The following is a 17576-nucleotide window of genomic DNA, read 5'->3' as shown; positions in this document are numbered from 1 at the left end:
GCGGACGAGCTGGCCGAAGGCCTGAGCCGCTGGGCACTGCGGATCCACGACCTGGACCCGGAAAAAGACCTGGCCACCATCGAACGACTCGGTGGCGGATTCCTGGTCCCGGGCGACGAGCACTGGCCAACCGGCCTGGATGACCTTCCCGATGCCCCGTGGGGCCTCTGGTACCGGGGCATCATCGGGAAGGGGATCCCGGCACCGTCCCGGTGCGCGGCGCTGACCGGCTCCCGGGACAGCACCAGCTACGGCGCGGCCGTCACCGGCGACATCGCCTATGGGCTGGCCCAGCGCGGAATCTGCGTCATCTCCGGCCTTGCCTACGGCATCGACGCCCACGCCCACCGCGCCGCGCTGGCCGGAAGCCAAGGCAATGGACCGGCGACCATCGCGGTGCTGGCCGGAGGCCTTGACCGGGACTACCCGTCCGGGAACGCGGACCTCGCCGCCGCGATCCGCGCCAACGGCCTGACGCTCTCCGAGCTGCCCCCGGGAACCGCGCCGACCAGGCACAGGTTCCTGCAAAGGAACCGCATCATCGCGGCCCTCGCAGGGGTGACCTGTGTTGTGGAAGCCCGCTGGCGCTCCGGTGCACTGAACACCGCCCACCACGCCGAGACCATCGCCCGGCACGTCGCCGCCGTCCCCGGCAGTGTCCACAGCGCCAACTCGGCAGGATGCCACCGGCTCCTCAAAGAAGGCGGCGCGACGCTGGTAACCGACGCGGCCGAACTGACAGAACTGCTCGCCAGCTAAGTCCAATGCGGTGGCCGGCCTCCGAAGGGCCGGTCACCGCTGGCGGTCCGCCGCAGATGGCTGGCTTAGGTGGTGGTTACCGGCGGCGGACCGCCGTTTGGCGCCCAGGCCGCGCGCGGATCACATGGCGCCGGCGGCACACCTGGCAGACGGGCCGGCCCGGGCGGATCCGGAGGACGGGGAGGAGGTGCATGCTCGCTGGGCTCGCACTGGTTTCCGCTGCGCTTCAACCAGTTGGCGGGCGTCCGCTTCGCGGCCGGCTGTTGGTTCAGGGGGTGCCGTCGCAGAGCTCCGGACCCCCTGGACCTGTCTTGTCTACAACGTTTTTTGGCTGCTGTCCTTCGGATCGTACGTGCCCGATCCACCCCGTCCAGCCCCTCCTTCGTCGGGGCCTGCGGCACGGAAAAGTCTTCTTCGGCGCTCCTGCGTCGCTGATTTCCTTCGAAGATTTTCCGGGTCTTGCCCTTACGGGTAGACGGGCCTCCGTCGGGCACAGCTCCGCAAGCTCCGCCAGCAGCCAAAAAACAACGGGGGGAGAAGGGGAGCTGGCCGGTCACCACGAGCCGCCCCACCCACCCCACTTCTCGGCAAGAAGGAGCAACACCACATGAACGCAACACCCACGCTTGAAATGCTCGACCCGGCAACCCTGACCGTGGACATCAACGTCCGCAAGGACGCCGCCCTGACCGCTGACTTCATCGCCAGCATCAAGGAACACGGCGTGATGGAACCGGTGATCGCACACCGTAAGGACGACGGCACCGTGCACGTCCTGATGGGCCAGCGCCGCACCCGGGCGGCCGTCGAAGCCGAACGGCCCCTCATTCCGGTCCTGCTCATCGACTCACCCGAGGAAGCGGAACGCATCGTGACGCAGGTCGTGGAGAACATCCAGCGCGCCGAACTCACCGAAGCGGACGAAGCGGATGCCTACCACCAGCTGTCCCTGATCGGCGTCTCGGCGGCCGCGATCGCCAAGAAGACCGGCAGGACCAAGGCCAAGGTCGAAAACGCGCTCAAAGCCAAGGCATCGACCACCGGGACCAAGGCCCTCGAGAGCGGCTACACCCTGGACATGGCGTTGGTGATGACCGAGTTCGAAGGGGACCAGGACGCGATCGAGGAACTCGAATCAGTTATCCGTGACGAACCGCAGTACTTTGACCACATCGCCCAGAAACTTCGGGACGACCGGGAATCCAAGGCCAAGCTCTCCGCCCTGATCGAAGAACTCATTGCCCAGGGTAAGGCCATCGTCGAAGACGCCGGACACTACGCGGACGAGGAGAACCTTTACGTCTCAGCGGCCAGACGCGCGGACGGGGAACCGGCCATCGATGAGGACGCCAACGCCTACATCATCAGCACCAATTACCGGGGTGAGCACAGGGCCGAGCCTGTCATCAGCGACTGGAAGGAGCTGGGCTTCACCCCAAAGTACGAACGCTATAACGGCGGCGGGGCGCAGGCCCAGAAGGGCCCGATGACCGAGGAACAGAAGGCCGAGCGGAAAACCCTGATCGCCAACAACAAGGCCATGGAATCAGCGACCAAGGTCCGCCGGGAGTTCGTCAAAACCCTGCTGGCCAGGAAGCAGGTACCCAAGGGCTGGCAGTACTTCACCGTCCACGCCATCACCCACCACTCCGAAACCGCCAGCGGCTACGACGGGAAGGTCGCGGCCGAAATGGTCGGGGCCAAGGTCGAAGAGGCTGACCGGTGGGGATGGAACCCACTCCGTGACCATGTCGCCAAAACCGAAGCCCGGCCCGAGTTCTCCCTGATCGCGCTGGTGTGTGCAGGGTATGAGAAGACCATCGCCAAAGACTCGTGGCGATCCCCGAGCCAGACGCACCGGGACTACCTGAACCAGCTGGTCACGTGGGGATACACCCCCAGCGAGGTCGAGAACATCATCCTCGACGGCCAGAAGCCAGCCGAGAACGACGCGGCCGCATAAACACCCTTGCCGGGCGGAAACCCACCGCCCGGCAAGCCCACCGGCCACTCACCACGCAAGGGCCGGGTACCTCCCAGAAGTCGGGCGGTCCGCCGCCCAGGGCGAACCACAGCAGCCACTCACCAGCGGCGGACCGCCGATCAACGCACCCACCCCACGCACCACCAGGTGCCGCGCTACCAGGGACAACGACGCCCACTAGGCAGCTGCAGGCACCACCGACAACATTCAGCTAGGCTGAATCCGTAGATTTCCTTTGCCGAGGAGAACGCAGAAGGGCCGGCTCATCATGAGCCGGCCTTTCTTGTGTCCCTTGGACATTGGAGTGCCCGGGGCGTGGCTGAACAATCAGCCCGGGACGTTCCGTGGATCGTTGCCGTAGCTGTTCTTGGAACCGATCTGACCGTCCTGGTTCTTGATGACGTGCTCGACCTTGTCGGCCTGGGCAGCTTCCCGGCCTGCAGCTTCTGCTTCGTGCTTGGTGCTGTAGCCGGCACCGAACGCACGCGAAGTACCTTCACGCTTGTTCTTCCACGAACCGTCTTCGTAGTACGTCTCGATATCGCCCTGAGCCATTGCATACTCCCTCTGCCGTTCGGACTAACTGACAACTGCCGCGCAAGGCGCAGACAGCGAAAAGCCCCGCAGCACGAGTCAGTATTGCGGGGCCTCCCTGGCAACCACTCCGCCTGATGGGGGACAGGCGAAGAAGATTGACCCCAACAATAATAGGCAGCATGCTTATCTTTCAAGCTGCCGGAAGGGCTGCAGCCCGTAGACATTTCGATGATGAGGTGAGCGATGGAGTGCAATGAAGAGCAGCACGCTGTGGTGTCGGTAATCAATACCCTCGCCTGCCGATTTCCCGGACACTCCCGGACCGACGTTGAGGACGCGGTCTGTGAAGAGTATTCGGCCTTCAACTCGGGCCCGGTGCGGACGATGGTCCCTGTACTCCTCGAACGTGCCGCCATCAAGCGCCTGCAAAGCAGTCGCTCGTAGAAACTCTGCAGGCACATTTCCCATGGTCTGGAAGTCTTTACCCGGTTGCTCCGTGAGCAGCTGGCAGTCTGATGCTGTGGCCTGGCCAGGGTGTGGGGCTCACCCATGGTGTTGCCTCCGGATTGGCCAAAGTTGCAACTTGTGAAATGAGCGAGTGAATAGCTCCAGCTCAGGTATCCGCCCCCCTCCGAAGTGGGCGCCCAAGGATCGCCCACCACTTCGAACAAGCCGCAGGTGGTAAAGCTAGATGGGGTCTTCAATGGTTGCTGCTTCTACTCAGTGCCCCCTGGGCTTTCTTCAACGGCATCCATGAGCACACGAAGTGAAGGAACCCAACGCACCAGGGAGTCAAGCCGATCCCACTCCACCTGGATAGAGAAGCCTGCCTGTCGGGGTCGTTTGCCGTGCGCGGGACGCAGGACAACAGCAACCGAGTAAGGCACTTCTAGAACGTCAAGATGATTCGTAATCTCGTCCACGCTGACTTGCCATTCCTCGCTACCTCGCGCACGCCAGATGCTCAGTCCCTCTTTACGACTGACGACGGCGCTACCAGCCCGAATCAGACCAACAAGTGACCGTTGCGCAGAACGCTGCGCCGAAGTGAGTGCCATAGTCACCAAACTTATCCCGCCGGTTGCTGACCGCTCGGTCGTGCCGTCTAGGTTGAGCAGGCAGCCAGCTTCTGACAATGGCGGATTGGGCCCGCTAACCAGGCGAAGTGCAGAGGACGTCTGACATAAGTGCAGTCAGCTTCTGAAATTGACAGTTCCCATGGTCCAGGCTGGCATTAAATTGCATCTTTCCCGTCAATTCGTGTTCCAAAAATCCCTGAACTAAGCGGCAAAAGTGCTATTCATTCAGTTGAATGATTGCTAAAATTGGAGTAGCAAGTCAGCCAGACGAACGAAACTCATTTGATACGAAACCAAGGTGCTGAAAATGACTGCTTCACCCACCGCTTACACGGTCTACACCAAGCCGGACTGCCCGAACTGTGAGAAGACGAAGGACTACTTCGATTCCAAGGGCATCACCTACACGGCCGTGGACATCACCGAAGTGCCGGCAGCGCTGGAGTACATCACCACCGAACTCGGCTACTCCCAGGCACCCGTCGTCGTGAACAACTCCGACGACCAGGATCACTGGTCCCGCCTGCGCCGCGACAAACTCGTCGCTGCCACCATGAATCACCACAGCTGTCTTACCCGCAGTAACTAATCCGCCAGAACGAAACTAAGAGAACAGGACGAAACCAATGTCAGGCGAAACCACCATCACAGTCATCGGGAACCTCACCAACGACCCAGAGCTCCGCTTCACCCCGAGTGGATCTGCGGTAGCGAACTTCACCATCGCTTCCACGCCCAGGACGTTCGACCGGCAGTCCAACGAATGGAAGGACGGGGAGACACTTTTCCTCCGGGCCTCCGTGTGGAGGGAGGCGGCCGAGAACGTGGCCGAGTCCCTGACCAAGGGCATGCGCGTCATCGTTACGGGCCGGCTGAAGTCCCGCTCCTACGACACCAAGGAAGGTGAGAAGCGCACCGTGATCGAGCTCGAAGTGGACGAGATTGGCCCGTCCCTGCGGTACGCGAACGCCAAGGTCAACCGCAGCCAGCGCAGCAACCAGGACGGACAGGCGGGTGGTGGTTTCGGCAACCATGCCAACCGGGCAGGACAGCCCGCCGCGCAGGACGATCCATGGGCGACCCCGGCGACCCCGGCGACCAGCAGCGCCGGCGGCTGGGGCACCGGCCCCGACTCCGACTCCGAACCACCCTTCTAAGCAGTTGAAAAGGAGTAGTAGGAGTAGTAACGTTACTACTCCTACTACTTCTATGGAGAAGCCGCCATGATCACGAGTGTGAAAGACCGCGTGTTTGCCGCCGCCGAGCAGATCAGCGCCGAGCGCCGCCCGACCGTCTCCACGGTCCGTGCCGCCGCGGGTGTCAGTAACGCGGACGCTACCCGGTATCTGAAGGAATGGAACGAGGAGAAGCTCGCTGCCGGGGGACAGGTGGCCGCGACGCCGCCCGCCTTGCTCGAACAGGCGACCCGGCTCGCCGCCGCCGTCTGGGCCGAGGCCTCCACCCAGGCCGCCGAACGGCACGCCGCCGTCGAGATGGCCTGGGCGCAGGAACGCAAGGACAAAGACCAGGAAATCGCCGAACTGGTGGCGGACCTGGACAAGGCAGCGGCAGAGAAGGAATCCGCGGCCGCCGAATTTCAAGCCCGCATCACCGCTCTGGAGTCCGGGGTGAAGGCTTTGGAGCAGCGGCTGGCCGCTCTGGGCTCGGAGCTCGAAGAAGCACGTGCTGCAGAACGCGCTGCCGCCGGTGCGGCAGCGGAGGCGGAGAAGAAGCTCGCCAGCGCCGAGGCGCGCAGCACCACCCTGGAGAAGGTACACAACGCGTTGTTGCAACGCGTCGCCCCGGAGACCAAGGCTCCCGGTGCCTAAGAAGAACAAGTCCTTCTCGCCCTACTTCACTGAATCCGACGCCGACCAGGTGCGCGCGGCCGTCCAGGAAGCCGGCCACCTCGAGGGGTACGCGTCCATCACCGACCTGATCGAGGCGGCGACGCTGCGGGAAGTGAGGCGGCTGCAGCGCAAGTACAACGGCGGCAGGAAATGGCCGGGGGTCCCCGCGGGGGAACTCCGCCCCGGGCAGCGCACCCGCGAAGAAATCCGACACCGGAACGAGGACAAGTAAGCATGCCGAAGTGGAGCAAGGACATCGAGCAGATGCCGGCACCTGAACCCGGGAAGCCGAAGTTCCCGCGGCTGCTGACTCTCGCCCAGGTCAGGGAGATCCTGAACTGGGCTTGCCAGCCGTGTATGCCTTGGTTTCATCTGGGGAGCTGCGCGCCCTGCAGCTGAGTGGTGGCCGCCGCATGTGGCGTGTCAGTGAGGATGACCTGGAAGCCTATCTGGAGCGTTGCTACCAGGAGACCCAGGAACGCATCGCCGCCGGAACCATCAAGGCTGAAGCCCTCGACGGTGAGGACTGAAGCAATGGTCATCGCCTTTGCTGTCAGTGCCAGGTGAAAGGATCTGACAATGGACTTCGAGCGCGCCGTTCAGGCCTGGACCGTAGGGCAGTTGCGTGACGCCCTCGCTGGGCTGCCCGATGACCTGCCAATCATCGTCGACGTCGCCGATGAACCGGGTGGCGATACCGTTCAGGAGCAGGTTGTCGTCCATGCTGGCTTTGGCCACGGGATCGATGGCCGGGGGGAGCCGTTCGTTGGAAGGGATTTTCGGATCGGCTGCGAGTTCCCATCGGGAACCTATCTGCAACCCGACCGATAACGGCCACTATCTGGCAACAGAGTCTTCCCGCCCTGACAACAACGGATTGGAGCAGCGACAAGCCATGAGCGAGACCGAGACGAACTACGTAGCTGGCCTTGCAACGAGCTGGGCTGGAACCGACCCTCTGGAGCAGTGGGTGAATGCGGCACCCGAGGGTGGGCGAACACCACTTGAGGAGACCATCCGCGAGTACCTGGGTAGCCACAACCCGTTCCCTGACGAGAGCGCCGTTGAAGTTTTGCGGGGCGATGGGTCCAGCTGGGAGCAGGCTGTCATCGTTGAACGCGTTGGCGTGGACGAGTGGACCGTGGAGTACAAGGACGGCGAGCAAGCATGGCGCGACCATCACGAGCTGCGGCCGCCGGCCGGGGACGATCAGTCCATTCCGGACGGCGATGCCCCTGCCGACGGTTAGAGGATCCAGCCCCAAAGCAGCATGAAGGCCGGCACCTATGTGAACTGCTCCCCAAAAGTTGGACTGAAAAATCGGTCCTTACTTTCGGGGAGCAGTTCTATGCAGGAAAGCAGTTCGTTATCTCAGGAACAGCGCGAGGCCGCGGTAGCGTTGTTCGAGATTGGTTGGGGCGCGAAGGCAGCGGCGACGAGATTAGGAGTCGGTTCAAAAGCTGTCATCCGCATTCATGCCCTATGGAGAGTTCGCGGAGGTACGGCGCTGGTGACCAAATCGACCCATCGGAAGTTCACGTTTGAGTTCAAACTCGATACGGTCCGTCGATTCCTAGCCGGGGAGAGCCAGGTCTGTCTGGCGAAGGAGCTCCAACTCTCCTCCCCGGATCTGATCAAGAAGTGGGCGCGGATATATCGCAATGAAGGCGAGGACGGCTTGCGCCCGAAAACACGCGGACGACCACTCTCATCTCTCGGGGCGCCGGCAGAGCCGGAGTCGGAGCTGCAGCGGCTTCGCCGCGAGAACGAACGGTTGCGGGCAGAGGTGGCCTTCCTGGGAAAAGTAAACGCCTTGAGGGACGAGGAACAGCGCTAAAAGTCCGCGCTGTCATCGCTCTCAAGGCCCAACACCGGTTGGCAGTTCTGTTGGACGTTGCCGGCCTGCCCCGGTCCACGTTCTTCTATCACCAAGCTCGGCTGCTGGCTCCTGACCCCCAAGCAGAGCTCAAAGCAGCGCTTACGGGCATCTTTGAGAAAAGCCACGCCCGGTACGGGCACCGCCGTGTCCATATCGAACTGGTCAAACAAGGCTGGACAGTCGCGAAGAAGACCGTGCTGAAGCTGATGCGTTTACTGCGGCTGGTCTGCAAGGTCCGGCGGAAAAACCGCTACAACTCCTATCAGGGCGAGCAGGGCGTTGTTGCCCCGAACCTGTTGAAACGCCAGTTCGAAGCGGATGCGCCGAATCAGAAATGGGTGACCGACGTGACCGAGTTCAGCGTCGGCGACAGGAAACTGTACCTCTCACCGGTCATGGACCTCTTCGACCGGCAGATCATCTCCTACGCCCTTGGCCTCTCACCTAACTTGGAACTGACCAACTCATCCTTGCGCGGTGCCCTGACCACCCTGGAGAAGGGGCAGAAACCCCTCGTGCACTCCGACCAGGGATTCCAATACCAGCACACCTCCTGGCGCAAACTCCTGGAGAACGCCGGCGCCATTCAGTCGATGTCCCGCAAAGCAAACTGCTACGACAACGCCGTTATGGAGAACTTCTTCGGACATCTTAAAGAAGAGCTCTTCCACCGCGTCCAATTCCTCAACACCGAAGCACTGACAGCCGCGCTGCACAAATACATCCACTGGTACAACACCGAAAGAATCTCCACAAAGCTCAACGGTTTGAGCCCGGTAGAGTATCGTGCTCAGACGCTTGCGGCATAAGTCCATGGCCGTGCACTCTTGGTCCCTGTCGCGTTGGCTAGTCGGCTTTTGAGAGCCCCATAAGGAAGTCCAGGGTAGCTCTGCCAGCGAGCACAGCCGAAACATGCGCTTCACCCAAGCCGACCTCAGCCGCGATCGTCAGTGGAGGTATTCCTGAGCCACCCATGGCTCGCAGAGCCTCATCTAGCTTGCGGGCATGGTCTTGCGCGGCAAGGAGGAGGGCTTGAAGTGTGACCCCGTTTTCTCTGGCAATCGCAATTAATTCGGCATCAGGAGCCGCCCACAGGGGATCGTCGGAAGAGTACTTGGACTCGAAAGGCTGATCACTCATGGACTCATTGTTCAACGCGGATACGGCGGTATGCGAAGAAGTCCCCGTCCCAAACGGGACGGGGACTTCTTCGAAGAGCCGATCTCTGGTCGCTAAAGTGGAACCCGTACATTGACGAGTCCAACTTTTGGGGACCAGTTCAATGGGGTGTCGGCCTTCTTCGTCGTGGCGGATGTTGGTGATGCCGGTCTGTGCGGTTGGTGCCATTGCTTGGATCACGCGGGCCTGCGGTACCTGGTGGTGGTGAGCGCCGCCCTGCAGCTTGTGGTTGTCACCGCCGGGGACCAGGCTGGAAGCCCCCGAGCGCCTTAGAAGCCACTCACTGATCACGGTTCCGTCGCTGCGCAACGTCGGCCTGCCCAAAGGGTGTGTGTCGTCCCTGCTGAGAAGACCGAGCCCCCGCAGCGGGTTGGCCGGCGGGCGTCTGTCTTGGTCCATGGGGAAGGTGCCCGTTGGTGACTGCTTAGTTCCCAGGCTGTGCACATTCGCCGGTCCCGGCGGTGACATGCCCGCTCATGGTGTCCTGGCGTTTGTGTGCAGCCGGTCAGGTGGGTCCCGTCGTGCACATGTGTGCGGGAAAAGCCCGGAGGATTTAGCTTTTGCCGTGCCCACGTGTGCGAGGGGCAAGCTTACTCAGCCTCGGTATCTCCACCGGCGGAGGACGGGGAACTCTCGTCCGTGGTCCGGGTGGTGGCCGGCTTCCGGCGTCGCGCTGCGGCGCCGGATTCAAGCCCGAGTTTTTTCAGTTCTTCGGGGCTCCACCCGTCTTTGGTGGCGCGCACGTAGGCGCGCTTGTCGTCACGTTCGGCGTCGGCGAGCTGCTCGCGCAGGTCAGTGATCCGCTGCCTGGTCTTGACCAGGTTCGTGACGGATTCGATGCGTGAGTCCAGGAGGGCGCGCGCTTGGTTGCGGGTCTGTTCGATCTCGATGGTTGGCATGCACCCACGGTAACCACAGGGGCAGCGGTTTTTCGGGCAGCGACGCGCAGCGGAGTGCCACTTCCGGGACCGGAGCACCACAAAGGGGAGAAAAAGTGCAGGAGCCATTTGGGGCGGAGCAAGCTATACGTTTACACGGGTGTAAACGGGCGTGTCCTGCACCGCGCCTGCGGTTTGGTTTGGCACACTGGCTTGTGTGGTCCCCGGTTTCGGGGTCGCTGCGCTGGGCCGTTTGAGGGGATTGGGGGAGTGCGTGTCTGAGGAGAGTGTGCCGCGTTCCCGGATCTCCAAGCGGCGGCGTGCGAATTCCCCGGCGGGGACGAAGAAACGCCGCGATGTGTGGGTGACGGCGGAGGAGGAAGCGGCCCTGGTTGCGAGGGCTGCGAGGGAGAAGGTCACGGTCCCGAACTTGCTGCTCACCGCCGCCCTGTCGGAATCGTCGGAGACGCCGACGGAGCGCAAGGCGGCGATGGCTGAACTGATGGCAATCCATACGTTGTTGGCGCGGGTGTCGAACAACGTGAACCAGATCGCCCGGCACGCCAACGCCGGCGACGAATTCCCCCAGGACGCCAAGGCACCACTGGCATATGTGCGCGAGGTTGCGATGCGGATTGACCGGACGATTGAGGGGCTGATGTAGGGATGATTCCGAACATCACCCGTGGCTCCCGGATGTCCGGTCTCATGCTTTACCTGGCCTCCACCGATGCGGATAAGACGAAGAACGCGCACACCGACCCGCACCTGGTCGCCGGGGACGCGGCGATCATGGCCTGGTACGACGACGGCGTCCTGGACAGGGACGACGCGGTGGCGATCGCGAGGCATTTGGACCAGCCCCGCAAGGCCTTCGGCGTCGAGGTGCTGCAGAAGGATTTCCGCTGGGACCCGGTCAAGAACGAACGGGTGCCGAACGGGCACAAGCAGGCCGACGTGTGGCACTGCTCGCTGAGCCTCCGTGCCGAGGAGGGCGCGCTGACGGACCAGCAGTGGGGCGACATCGCAAACGACTTCGTCGACGCCATGGGCTTCACCGAGACCAGCGGAAAAGCCCAGTGCCGGTGGGTCGCGATCAACCATGGAACGTCCGAGAACGGTAACCACCACATCCACATCGCCGTGTCACTCGTCCGGGAAGACGGCACCAAAGCCTCCACCCACGGCGACTACAAACGCGCACAACAAACCTGCCGGGAACTGGAAACCAAGTACGGGCTCGAAGAGCTTCCCAGTGTGCATGCCACCCGCGGCTACGACCGGGCCGAAAAGGCCACCGCCGCTAGGGACGACCGCGAAATGCACCGTGCCTCCCTGGCACGGAAAGTACGTGCCAGCGCCAGCGCCTCAGCCACCGAAGCGGAGTTCGTCCGCCGCGCCAGAGACACCGGCCTGCTGGTGCGTCCCCGGTATGCGAAGAACACGACCGACGTCATTGTCGGCTACTCCGTTGCCGAACGGCCGGCCAGGGGGGAGAGGCCGATCTGGTTCGGCGGCGGCACCCTCGCTACCGACCTCCGCCTCGGTGAGTTGCGGCAGGAATGGAAGGACACCCCTCAGGCCGCGATAGAGGCAGCGACGGAGTGGAACGCCGCCGCACGGAACAAACGCACGGCCAACACCCGCGGCCCGGAGAGGGCCACCCCGGACCCGCAGCTGTGGGTTGACTACACCCGTAATGCCACCGTACTGGCGGACCAACTCCGCTCCATACCGCGTGACGATCACGCCACCTGGGCCAAGGCCGCCCGCGAGGTTTCCGGCGCGTTCGCGGCCTGGTCGTATCGCCTGGAACCGACGCCAGGGCCGTTGGCTGCCACCGCAGCCGAACTGTCCCGCACAGCCCAGCTCCGGGCACCACGCCAGCACAGCAAACCCGTCGCCCTGCCGTCCATTGCCGGAACCGCGATGTTGTTCATGGCCGCGTCGAGCAAGAACAAGACCGCGGCGCAGACGGCCCTCATGGTGCAGCTGATCAACACAGCCTTTGCCGTGTATGAAATGCACGCCCAATCAGGGCGGACCAGGGAAGCCCAGCGCATCCGGTCAGTGGTCGAGAGCCAGCTCGCCCCGTTCACTGCGACGATGCCCCAACCAGTGTTAGTTGGAGCAGAACAGCAGCCCGCTTCCGAGGCAGCAGCGATGCCGCCGAGGGCGGTCGATATTGCCCGCCGCGGCATGGCGCCCATCCGCCCGGGATCCGTCGTGCCAACGACACCCACACCGGCAACGCCAGCGAAGACCTATCAGCCCGGCCGACGCGACGCTGGGCCGGGACTCGACCGATAAATCACCACCAAGTGCAAGGGGAACACCATGAGTGAATCAGACGGAATGGACGACGTCCTGGACAACGGAATGCGGCAGATGCTGTTGATGGCCTCACGTATTGCCGAGACTCTGGCCCGGCGCCGGCAGGAATCTCAACGGCAGCAGGAACACCTGGACGCCCAGGCAGCGCACGAAGCCCAAGCACGACTCGCCGCAGAACGCAGCGCAGCACACGCTGCCCTCGCACCCGTGGAGAAGCAGCAGTGGTGGGACAAGGCACAGCCCAACGACATCGCCACGGCACACGCAGTAGCCGAAGGCTGGAAGAACCACGACCCGGCCGCCCTGACAGCCTCGGAGAAAATCCGGCATGAAGTCCTCGCCCGTTATGGCATCGACACCCACGACGTCGGCTCCGACGCCGCCTACCTCGAGTCAGGTATCCGGACCATCACCACCGAGAAGGCCCGGCAGGATGAGCTGGCACGGAGCCAGGAAGAGACACGCAAGGCAGCCGCCGAACACGAGAAGGCCATGCAGCTGCTCGCAGCAGCCCGCGCAGAAGAACTTCGCGCACAGGCAGCGGAACTGGGTCCTGAAATGGAACGCCACAAGGTACCCGAAGAGTATCTGGCCAACCCCGAGCTCGCACAGGCACTGCAGACCGCGCACACCGCGAAGACCCCCAAGGCGCTGGAGGCAGCGGACGCCGCCGTAAAGGAACGCCTGTTCCTCATCGGCAAGGATGGGATCAACGGTCCCGACATTGATCAGTTGAGGAAGGAAACCGCAGCGACCATCAATGGTGCCGGTGACTCCCACTTCGAGGATCCAACCTTCGTGAAAGCCGCCAAGGACATGCACGAGGCCAAGCTCCTGGCCGAGGGCGGATTCACAGGCTCCCAGTTCTCATCGCTGGAACAGCGCTACGAACGGGCAGAAAAGGAACTCTTCGCCCGACTGGCAGACGTCGGCCGCCAGATTGAAAACAGCGTCACCAGCAATGACAGCATCCAGCTCAAAGACCAGGGCCTTAAAGCAGAAACCGCATCGGCCGCCGGCTACGGTTCAGCGGCGCATCACGAAAAATTTGCTGAGTCGCTGGAGAGCGCGGGTGCCAACGAAACCCAGATCCGCGGCCGCCTCGCCGCCGCCCGAAGCGAGGGAACACATCCCAGCGCAGCCGTCACCATGGGTAAGGGCGCTGCCAAGGCCAGAAAGACCCGCAGCGGCGCAGCCATGGGGGCAGAACGAGGTAAGAATGGCCTCAGCCGATAAGTACTTGGGAGAGAAGAACCACTTTGTGCCACAGCCTGTGGCGCTAGTGCCGATCATCGGGACGGCGCGCCGGTCGGAGCGGACAGCTTCAATTGTCCAGACAGCATCTGGACAATTGAAGCGAAAGCCGTCGGGCCCTCCGGATACTGTGGACTCATGACCCAGCTCGAACCGGACCTCCCAAGCGACTATGCTGCCGCGTTAAAGGCATTGAAAGGCCTTGTTAGGGAAGCCCAGAACCGGGTTCAGCGCGTTGTCAATACCGCCATGATCGAGCTTTACTGGAACATCGGGCAGACGATCCTGAGCAAGCAAGCGAGCGAACCGTGGGGGAGTAAGGTTCTTGACCGTCTGGCACGCGACCTAAGAGCTGAGTTCCCGCATATGAAGGGGTTCTCCCGCAGCAATTTGTACAACATGCGGGCCTTCGCCGCCGCCTGGAGCGACGCGGAGTCAATTGTCCAGACACCGTCTGGACAATTGAGCTGGAGCCACAATGTCGCGCTCCTGAACAAGCTCGACGACCACCAGCTGCGCCGTTGGTACGCCTCAAAAGCCGTTGAGCATGGCTGGACGGTGGCTGTCCTCGAACACCAGATCATCACACAGCTCCACAACCGGACAGGTGCGGCGCCGAACAATCTCGAGGCCAGGCTCCCGGGCGAGGGCAGTGCATTGGCGCGGGAAGTAGCCAAAGACCCCTTGGTGCTCGATTTTCTAGGTCTGACCGAAGAGGCCGAGGAACTCGCCATCGAGCAGGCCATGACGCTGCGGATGTCCCAGACGCTGGCGGAGTTTGGACGAGGGTTCGCCTTCTACGGCCGGCAATACCACCTCGATGTACAAGGCGAAGATTTCTACATCGACCTCCTCCTTGTGCACGTTCCAACCAACCGCTTTGTCGTTGTCGAACTCAAAGCCGGAAAATTTAAACCCGAACATCTCGGGCAGCTGAATTTCTATGTAGCAGCCGTCAACGACCTCGTGAAGTTTCCTGGCATGGCACCCACCGTAGGGATCCTCGTTTGCGGTTCCAAGCATGAGCCGACCGTCCGGTACGCCCTCGACGGATCCTCGCAGCCCATCGCCGTTGCGTCATACACCTACGATGCGCTGCCGCCGGAGGAGCGCGAGGCGCTCCCCTCACCTGAAGCGATCACAGCGGCCCTCGAGCAAAGCAAAATAGAAGAACACCTCGACAGTCAGTAACCACGGCATAGGCCAAGTGGTCCCTGAGAGATCAAGCGTCCCAGGGTTTCAGCCCACTTGATCTTCCCAGTCAACAAGTTGAACTTGCCCATGAATCCTTCCGCCACCGTTTAGGTGTCAGGCTGAGGTCGTTGACAACGAGCCGCAGCAAGTACAGCAACGCCGGATGGGACCCTAGTCCCACAGAGAATGCGCGGCTACCGGACCCCAGTTTGGGGTGTACTTCAAAAGGCGTTGAAGTAGCCATTTCGATCCCTTGGCTGCAGCCGACCGATGGGGGACCCAGTTCCTGGTAAAGAAGTCCCATGACCATTTCACCGGTCGCAAGGGTGGCGTGGTAGGTCGCCGCGATGACCTGCAGGCCAACCGTCTGGCTTCTGGTTGACGGTGCGGGTAGACCTGTGGCCGGGAAAAGTTAATTCCGCGCTCGGAGAGCCGCCAGATGTGTTCGACTTTGCGCTTCATCGCTGACCTCCGGATTGGTTGCCAAGTGGCTGGTCCATAGTGCGGTCCGGGGACGCCCTCAGGGTGGTATTGCGGAAGTCGTCCCTTACGAATTGGTAGATGCTGGTGGTCGAGGCGTACGTGTGGCCCATTTTGGTATTGCACGAATCTAGGTCCGTCCGGCCTTTAGCAGGCGGGTTGCGTCGAAGCGCCGGAGGGAATTAAGTCCAGCCCGTCCGACGGCATTCCCAGCTCATTCAGATATCGCCGGAGTCGGCGCAGCAGGGAATTTGGGGTGGCCTTAGCGATCTACTTTGGCAGCTCCGGGTGCGGGCCGGGAGGCGGTGCCTAAGTTAAGGGTTGCCACGCCTACACGCTCCACGGCTTTGCTCAGCTACACGCTATAGACCAGTGGTGTCCCGGCGCGGTAGGCTCCTGCGCTGCAGACTCGCGGCTATGTTAGAAGAATGAATGCGACGTCAAGTGTGCCCTCCGACGAAGAACGCCGAACTGGCCCATATATCGAACGTCTGATCATTCGGAACTTCCGGGGTATTCAGTTCTGCGAGATTGAGTTGGAACCCCATGTGACTGTGTTGGCTGGACGAAATAATGCGGGAAAGTCAAGAATAATTTCTGCGTTGCAAGTTGCGCTTGGCGGTCGCTCTGCCGAGGTTGACGATTTCTCGGTGGGAACAGAGACCAGTCCGGAGATTGATGTAATAGTCTCTCCAGGCGCTCCCTCTAAAATCGATGATGATGAGGAGTTTGAAAACAACTTCACGCAGTTGTTCGAGAATAGGATACAGACACTCAGTGAAACTCCGCTTCGCGAGCGAATCGCGTGGCGAACTAGAGTATCCCGCTCCGCCGAGGGCGGCGGGGCGCGAGCTGAATCCTTCTTTTTGGTGTTCGACTCCGTCAGCAGCAAGTGGGACCACTTGACCTCGCCGACGGCGTTGTCCTCGCGGCAACGACGAGCCTTCGCGGTAGATCTGATTAACACAGGGCGAGACTTACGCGATGAGTTGGGAAGGCAGGGGTCGACCATACGAAAAGTACTCTCAGATCTTGAGGTTCCCGAGGATCAACGTAAGCCGTTGGAGCTTCAGCTTGTTCAGTTGAGCGCCCAAATACTTTCTGAGAGTCGAACCCTCAAGTCAGTTGACAATGAACTATCTAGACTTCATTCCCTGGTAGGCAGTGTAGGCTCGCCGGCATTGAATCCCCTTCCTACAAGCCTTGAAGAACTGGGCCGGCTCATTTCCATTGATCTAGATACGGGAGCAGGCCCGCTTCCCATTCGTTTCCATGGCGCAGGGTCGCGGAGCTTGTCGTCGTTGCAAGTTCAAGGCGTGCTGTACGAACGTCGTCTGGGACGCGATGGAAGTGCGGTTCCTCCCACGCCAATTACCCTCGTGGAAGAGCCAGAGGCACATCTTCATCCGCAGGCTGCGATGGAGCTGGCTGAGCTCTTGGTCGGTATGCGGGGACAGAAGGTCGTTAGCACCCACTCTGCTCATCTAGTTACTTCAGTTGACCCCGCATCAATTCGTCTTGTGCAGACCGCAGGTGACTTGACGAGGATCATCGATCTTGGACCAGCGTCAAGTGATGGAACGGCCGTGCATCGTGCGTTTCGACCTAGTCTTCATAAGCAAGAGATGGAGAAGCTACGAAGACTTGTGGAGAGACCTTTTGGGGAGCTTCTCTTTTCAAGTTGCGTGGTGATCGGAGACGGAGCCACCGAGCGAGCATTTCTGCCGGTTGCCCTACGCTATGCACTCGGTGGGAAGTCGCATGGAATCACGGTGGTAGATCCTGGGAGCCTAGCAAACGAGCTTGCCTCCGCCGCCGTGAAGTTCTCTCAAATGACCAATACCCCCTGCTTTATTTTCGCTGATAGCGATGAAGATGGAGTAACTGCAGTTGCCTCGCTTTGTTAGCGGCCATGAAAAACTGCCCGTAGGCGGCCACGGAACTGCCCACTGACGGCCATGAAAACTGCCCGTTGGTGGCCATGAGATCTGCCCACTTCCTTACTGAACCCKRCCGCTTMAGCGGCGGGAGCCTCTCCCCGGGGTTTGATGACGGTGTCTAGTCGCACCAAAGTCGCCCGGGAAGAGGCCCTAATGAAGTTTGACGGAGAAATCATGGAAATACTCGCTGCGTATGATCTGACCGGATCGTTGCGCGCCGCCGCGGAAC

The 17576-nt window shown here is 61.7% G+C and carries 20 protein-coding genes; 17 read left to right on the top strand and 3 right to left on the bottom strand.

Features of this window, described 5'->3' with window-relative positions; genetic code table 11:
* The first annotated feature begins 9 nt into the window (after positions 1-9).
* On the top strand, positions 10-759 hold the full coding sequence (gene dprA / locus AC1DCZ_RS18060; protein ID WP_476975833.1) for a DNA-processing protein DprA: 750 nt from the start codon (positions 10-12) through the stop codon (positions 757-759).
* 607 nt (positions 760-1366) lie between these two features.
* Positions 1367-2722, top strand: a complete 1356-nt coding sequence (locus AC1DCZ_RS18055) for a ParB/RepB/Spo0J family partition protein (RefSeq protein WP_476975820.1) — start codon at positions 1367-1369, stop codon at positions 2720-2722.
* 348 nt (positions 2723-3070) lie between these two features.
* On the opposite strand, the gene AC1DCZ_RS18050 is transcribed toward AC1DCZ_RS18055, so the two are convergent.
* Entirely contained in the window at positions 3071-3298 is a 228-nt protein-coding gene (locus tag AC1DCZ_RS18050) for a DUF2188 domain-containing protein (RefSeq protein ID WP_476975819.1), read from the bottom strand.
* A 225-nt stretch (positions 3299-3523) separates the two neighbouring features.
* Between AC1DCZ_RS18050 and AC1DCZ_RS18045 the strand changes: the two genes are divergently transcribed.
* From AC1DCZ_RS18045 to AC1DCZ_RS18000, 10 genes are all read left to right on the top strand, one after another.
* Positions 3524-3724 carry a three-helix bundle dimerization domain-containing protein gene (locus tag AC1DCZ_RS18045; RefSeq protein ID WP_476975818.1) on the top strand — a complete coding sequence of 67 codons (201 nt, stop codon included), beginning with the start codon at positions 3524-3526 and terminating at the stop codon, positions 3722-3724.
* Positions 3725-4666: 942 nt separating this feature from the next.
* On the top strand, positions 4667-4948 hold the full coding sequence (locus tag AC1DCZ_RS18040; RefSeq protein ID WP_476975817.1) for a glutaredoxin family protein: 282 nt from the start codon (positions 4667-4669) through the stop codon (positions 4946-4948).
* A 37-nt stretch (positions 4949-4985) separates the two neighbouring features.
* Positions 4986-5516, top strand: coding sequence for a single-stranded DNA-binding protein (locus tag AC1DCZ_RS18035; RefSeq protein ID WP_476975816.1), 531 nt, complete (start codon positions 4986-4988; stop codon positions 5514-5516).
* A 66-nt stretch (positions 5517-5582) separates the two neighbouring features.
* Positions 5583-6188 (top strand): DNA-binding protein, encoded by a 606-nt coding sequence (locus AC1DCZ_RS18030; RefSeq protein ID WP_476975815.1) that lies wholly within the window; start codon positions 5583-5585, stop codon positions 6186-6188.
* On the top strand, positions 6181-6441 hold the full coding sequence (locus AC1DCZ_RS18025) for a ParB family protein (RefSeq protein ID WP_476975814.1): 261 nt from the start codon (positions 6181-6183) through the stop codon (positions 6439-6441). The genes AC1DCZ_RS18030 and AC1DCZ_RS18025 overlap by 8 nt, the downstream gene beginning before the upstream one ends.
* A 130-nt stretch (positions 6442-6571) precedes the next feature.
* Positions 6572-6739, top strand: a complete 168-nt coding sequence (locus AC1DCZ_RS18020) for a helix-turn-helix domain-containing protein (RefSeq protein ID WP_476975813.1) — start codon at positions 6572-6574, stop codon at positions 6737-6739.
* A 49-nt stretch (positions 6740-6788) separates the two neighbouring features.
* The gene (locus AC1DCZ_RS18015; protein WP_476975812.1) at positions 6789-7040 is read left to right on the top strand and encodes a DUF6225 family protein; all 252 of its coding nucleotides are present in this window, start codon (positions 6789-6791) and stop codon (positions 7038-7040) included.
* A 64-nt stretch (positions 7041-7104) separates the two neighbouring features.
* Positions 7105-7458: a tudor domain-containing protein gene (locus AC1DCZ_RS18010; protein WP_476975811.1), complete on the top strand. Its 354-nt coding sequence runs from the start codon at positions 7105-7107 to the stop codon at positions 7456-7458.
* Positions 7459-7479: 21 nt separating this feature from the next.
* Positions 7480-8046, top strand: coding sequence for a helix-turn-helix domain-containing protein (locus AC1DCZ_RS18005; RefSeq protein WP_476975810.1), 567 nt, complete (start codon positions 7480-7482; stop codon positions 8044-8046).
* A 38-nt stretch (positions 8047-8084) separates the two neighbouring features.
* Positions 8085-8897 (top strand): IS3 family transposase, encoded by an 813-nt coding sequence (locus AC1DCZ_RS18000; RefSeq protein ID WP_476975809.1) that lies wholly within the window; start codon positions 8085-8087, stop codon positions 8895-8897.
* Between the two features lie 37 nt (positions 8898-8934).
* Here the strand turns inward: AC1DCZ_RS18000 and AC1DCZ_RS17995 are convergent, their stop codons facing one another.
* A complete protein-coding gene (locus AC1DCZ_RS17995) occupies positions 8935-9228 on the bottom strand; it encodes a hypothetical protein (protein ID WP_226775957.1) in 294 nt (97 codons plus the stop codon).
* Between the two features lie 629 nt (positions 9229-9857).
* A complete protein-coding gene (locus tag AC1DCZ_RS17990; protein ID WP_476975808.1) occupies positions 9858-10166 on the bottom strand; it encodes a hypothetical protein in 309 nt (102 codons plus the stop codon).
* 253 nt (positions 10167-10419) lie between these two features.
* Here AC1DCZ_RS17990 and AC1DCZ_RS17985 point away from each other — a divergent pair, with 253 nt between their 5' ends.
* From AC1DCZ_RS17985 to AC1DCZ_RS17965, 5 genes are all read left to right on the top strand, one after another.
* Positions 10420-10809, top strand: a complete 390-nt coding sequence (locus AC1DCZ_RS17985) for a MobC family plasmid mobilization relaxosome protein (protein ID WP_476975807.1) — start codon at positions 10420-10422, stop codon at positions 10807-10809.
* Positions 10810-10811: 2 nt separating this feature from the next.
* Positions 10812-12455, top strand: coding sequence for a relaxase/mobilization nuclease domain-containing protein (locus tag AC1DCZ_RS17980; protein WP_476975806.1), 1644 nt, complete (start codon positions 10812-10814; stop codon positions 12453-12455).
* 27 nt (positions 12456-12482) lie between these two features.
* Positions 12483-13715: a hypothetical protein gene (locus AC1DCZ_RS17975; protein WP_476975805.1), complete on the top strand. Its 1233-nt coding sequence runs from the start codon at positions 12483-12485 to the stop codon at positions 13713-13715.
* A 156-nt stretch (positions 13716-13871) separates the two neighbouring features.
* Entirely contained in the window at positions 13872-14924 is a 1053-nt protein-coding gene (locus AC1DCZ_RS17970) for a PDDEXK nuclease domain-containing protein (RefSeq protein ID WP_476975804.1), read from the top strand.
* 911 nt (positions 14925-15835) lie between these two features.
* On the top strand, positions 15836-17314 hold the full coding sequence (locus AC1DCZ_RS17965) for an ATP-dependent nuclease (RefSeq protein ID WP_476975803.1): 1479 nt from the start codon (positions 15836-15838) through the stop codon (positions 17312-17314).
* The last annotated feature ends 262 nt before the right edge of the window (positions 17315-17576 follow it).

The organism is Arthrobacter sp. 10N418, from assembly GCF_056394725.1.
The sequence above is the reverse complement of the archived record's forward strand: the minus strand, read 5'-3'. Positions and strand labels throughout refer to the sequence as shown.

What these genes read in the sequence shown, in the direction of transcription:
- AC1DCZ_RS18055 (WP_476975820.1), top strand. Translation starts at nt 1,367, where the DNA reads ATGAACGCAACACCCACGCTTGAAATGCTCGACCCGGCAACCCTGACC.
- AC1DCZ_RS18050 (WP_476975819.1), bottom strand. Translation starts at nt 3,298, where the DNA reads ATGGCTCAGGGCGATATCGAGACGTACTACGAAGACGGTTCGTGGAAG.
- AC1DCZ_RS18045 (WP_476975818.1), top strand. Translation starts at nt 3,524, where the DNA reads ATGGAGTGCAATGAAGAGCAGCACGCTGTGGTGTCGGTAATCAATACC.
- AC1DCZ_RS18040 (WP_476975817.1), top strand. Translation starts at nt 4,667, where the DNA reads ATGACTGCTTCACCCACCGCTTACACGGTCTACACCAAGCCGGACTGC.
- AC1DCZ_RS18035 (WP_476975816.1), top strand. Translation starts at nt 4,986, where the DNA reads ATGTCAGGCGAAACCACCATCACAGTCATCGGGAACCTCACCAACGAC.
- AC1DCZ_RS18030 (WP_476975815.1), top strand. Translation starts at nt 5,583, where the DNA reads ATGATCACGAGTGTGAAAGACCGCGTGTTTGCCGCCGCCGAGCAGATC.
- AC1DCZ_RS18015 (WP_476975812.1), top strand. Translation starts at nt 6,789, where the DNA reads ATGGACTTCGAGCGCGCCGTTCAGGCCTGGACCGTAGGGCAGTTGCGT.
- AC1DCZ_RS18010 (WP_476975811.1), top strand. Translation starts at nt 7,105, where the DNA reads ATGAGCGAGACCGAGACGAACTACGTAGCTGGCCTTGCAACGAGCTGG.
- AC1DCZ_RS18005 (WP_476975810.1), top strand. Translation starts at nt 7,480, where the DNA reads ATGAAGGCCGGCACCTATGTGAACTGCTCCCCAAAAGTTGGACTGAAA.
- AC1DCZ_RS17995 (WP_226775957.1), bottom strand. Translation starts at nt 9,228, where the DNA reads ATGAGTGATCAGCCTTTCGAGTCCAAGTACTCTTCCGACGATCCCCTG.
- AC1DCZ_RS17990 (WP_476975808.1), bottom strand. Translation starts at nt 10,166, where the DNA reads ATGCCAACCATCGAGATCGAACAGACCCGCAACCAAGCGCGCGCCCTC.
- AC1DCZ_RS17980 (WP_476975806.1), top strand. Translation starts at nt 10,812, where the DNA reads ATGATTCCGAACATCACCCGTGGCTCCCGGATGTCCGGTCTCATGCTT.
- AC1DCZ_RS17975 (WP_476975805.1), top strand. Translation starts at nt 12,483, where the DNA reads ATGAGTGAATCAGACGGAATGGACGACGTCCTGGACAACGGAATGCGG.
- AC1DCZ_RS17970 (WP_476975804.1), top strand. Translation starts at nt 13,872, where the DNA reads ATGACCCAGCTCGAACCGGACCTCCCAAGCGACTATGCTGCCGCGTTA.
- AC1DCZ_RS17965 (WP_476975803.1), top strand. Translation starts at nt 15,836, where the DNA reads ATGAATGCGACGTCAAGTGTGCCCTCCGACGAAGAACGCCGAACTGGC.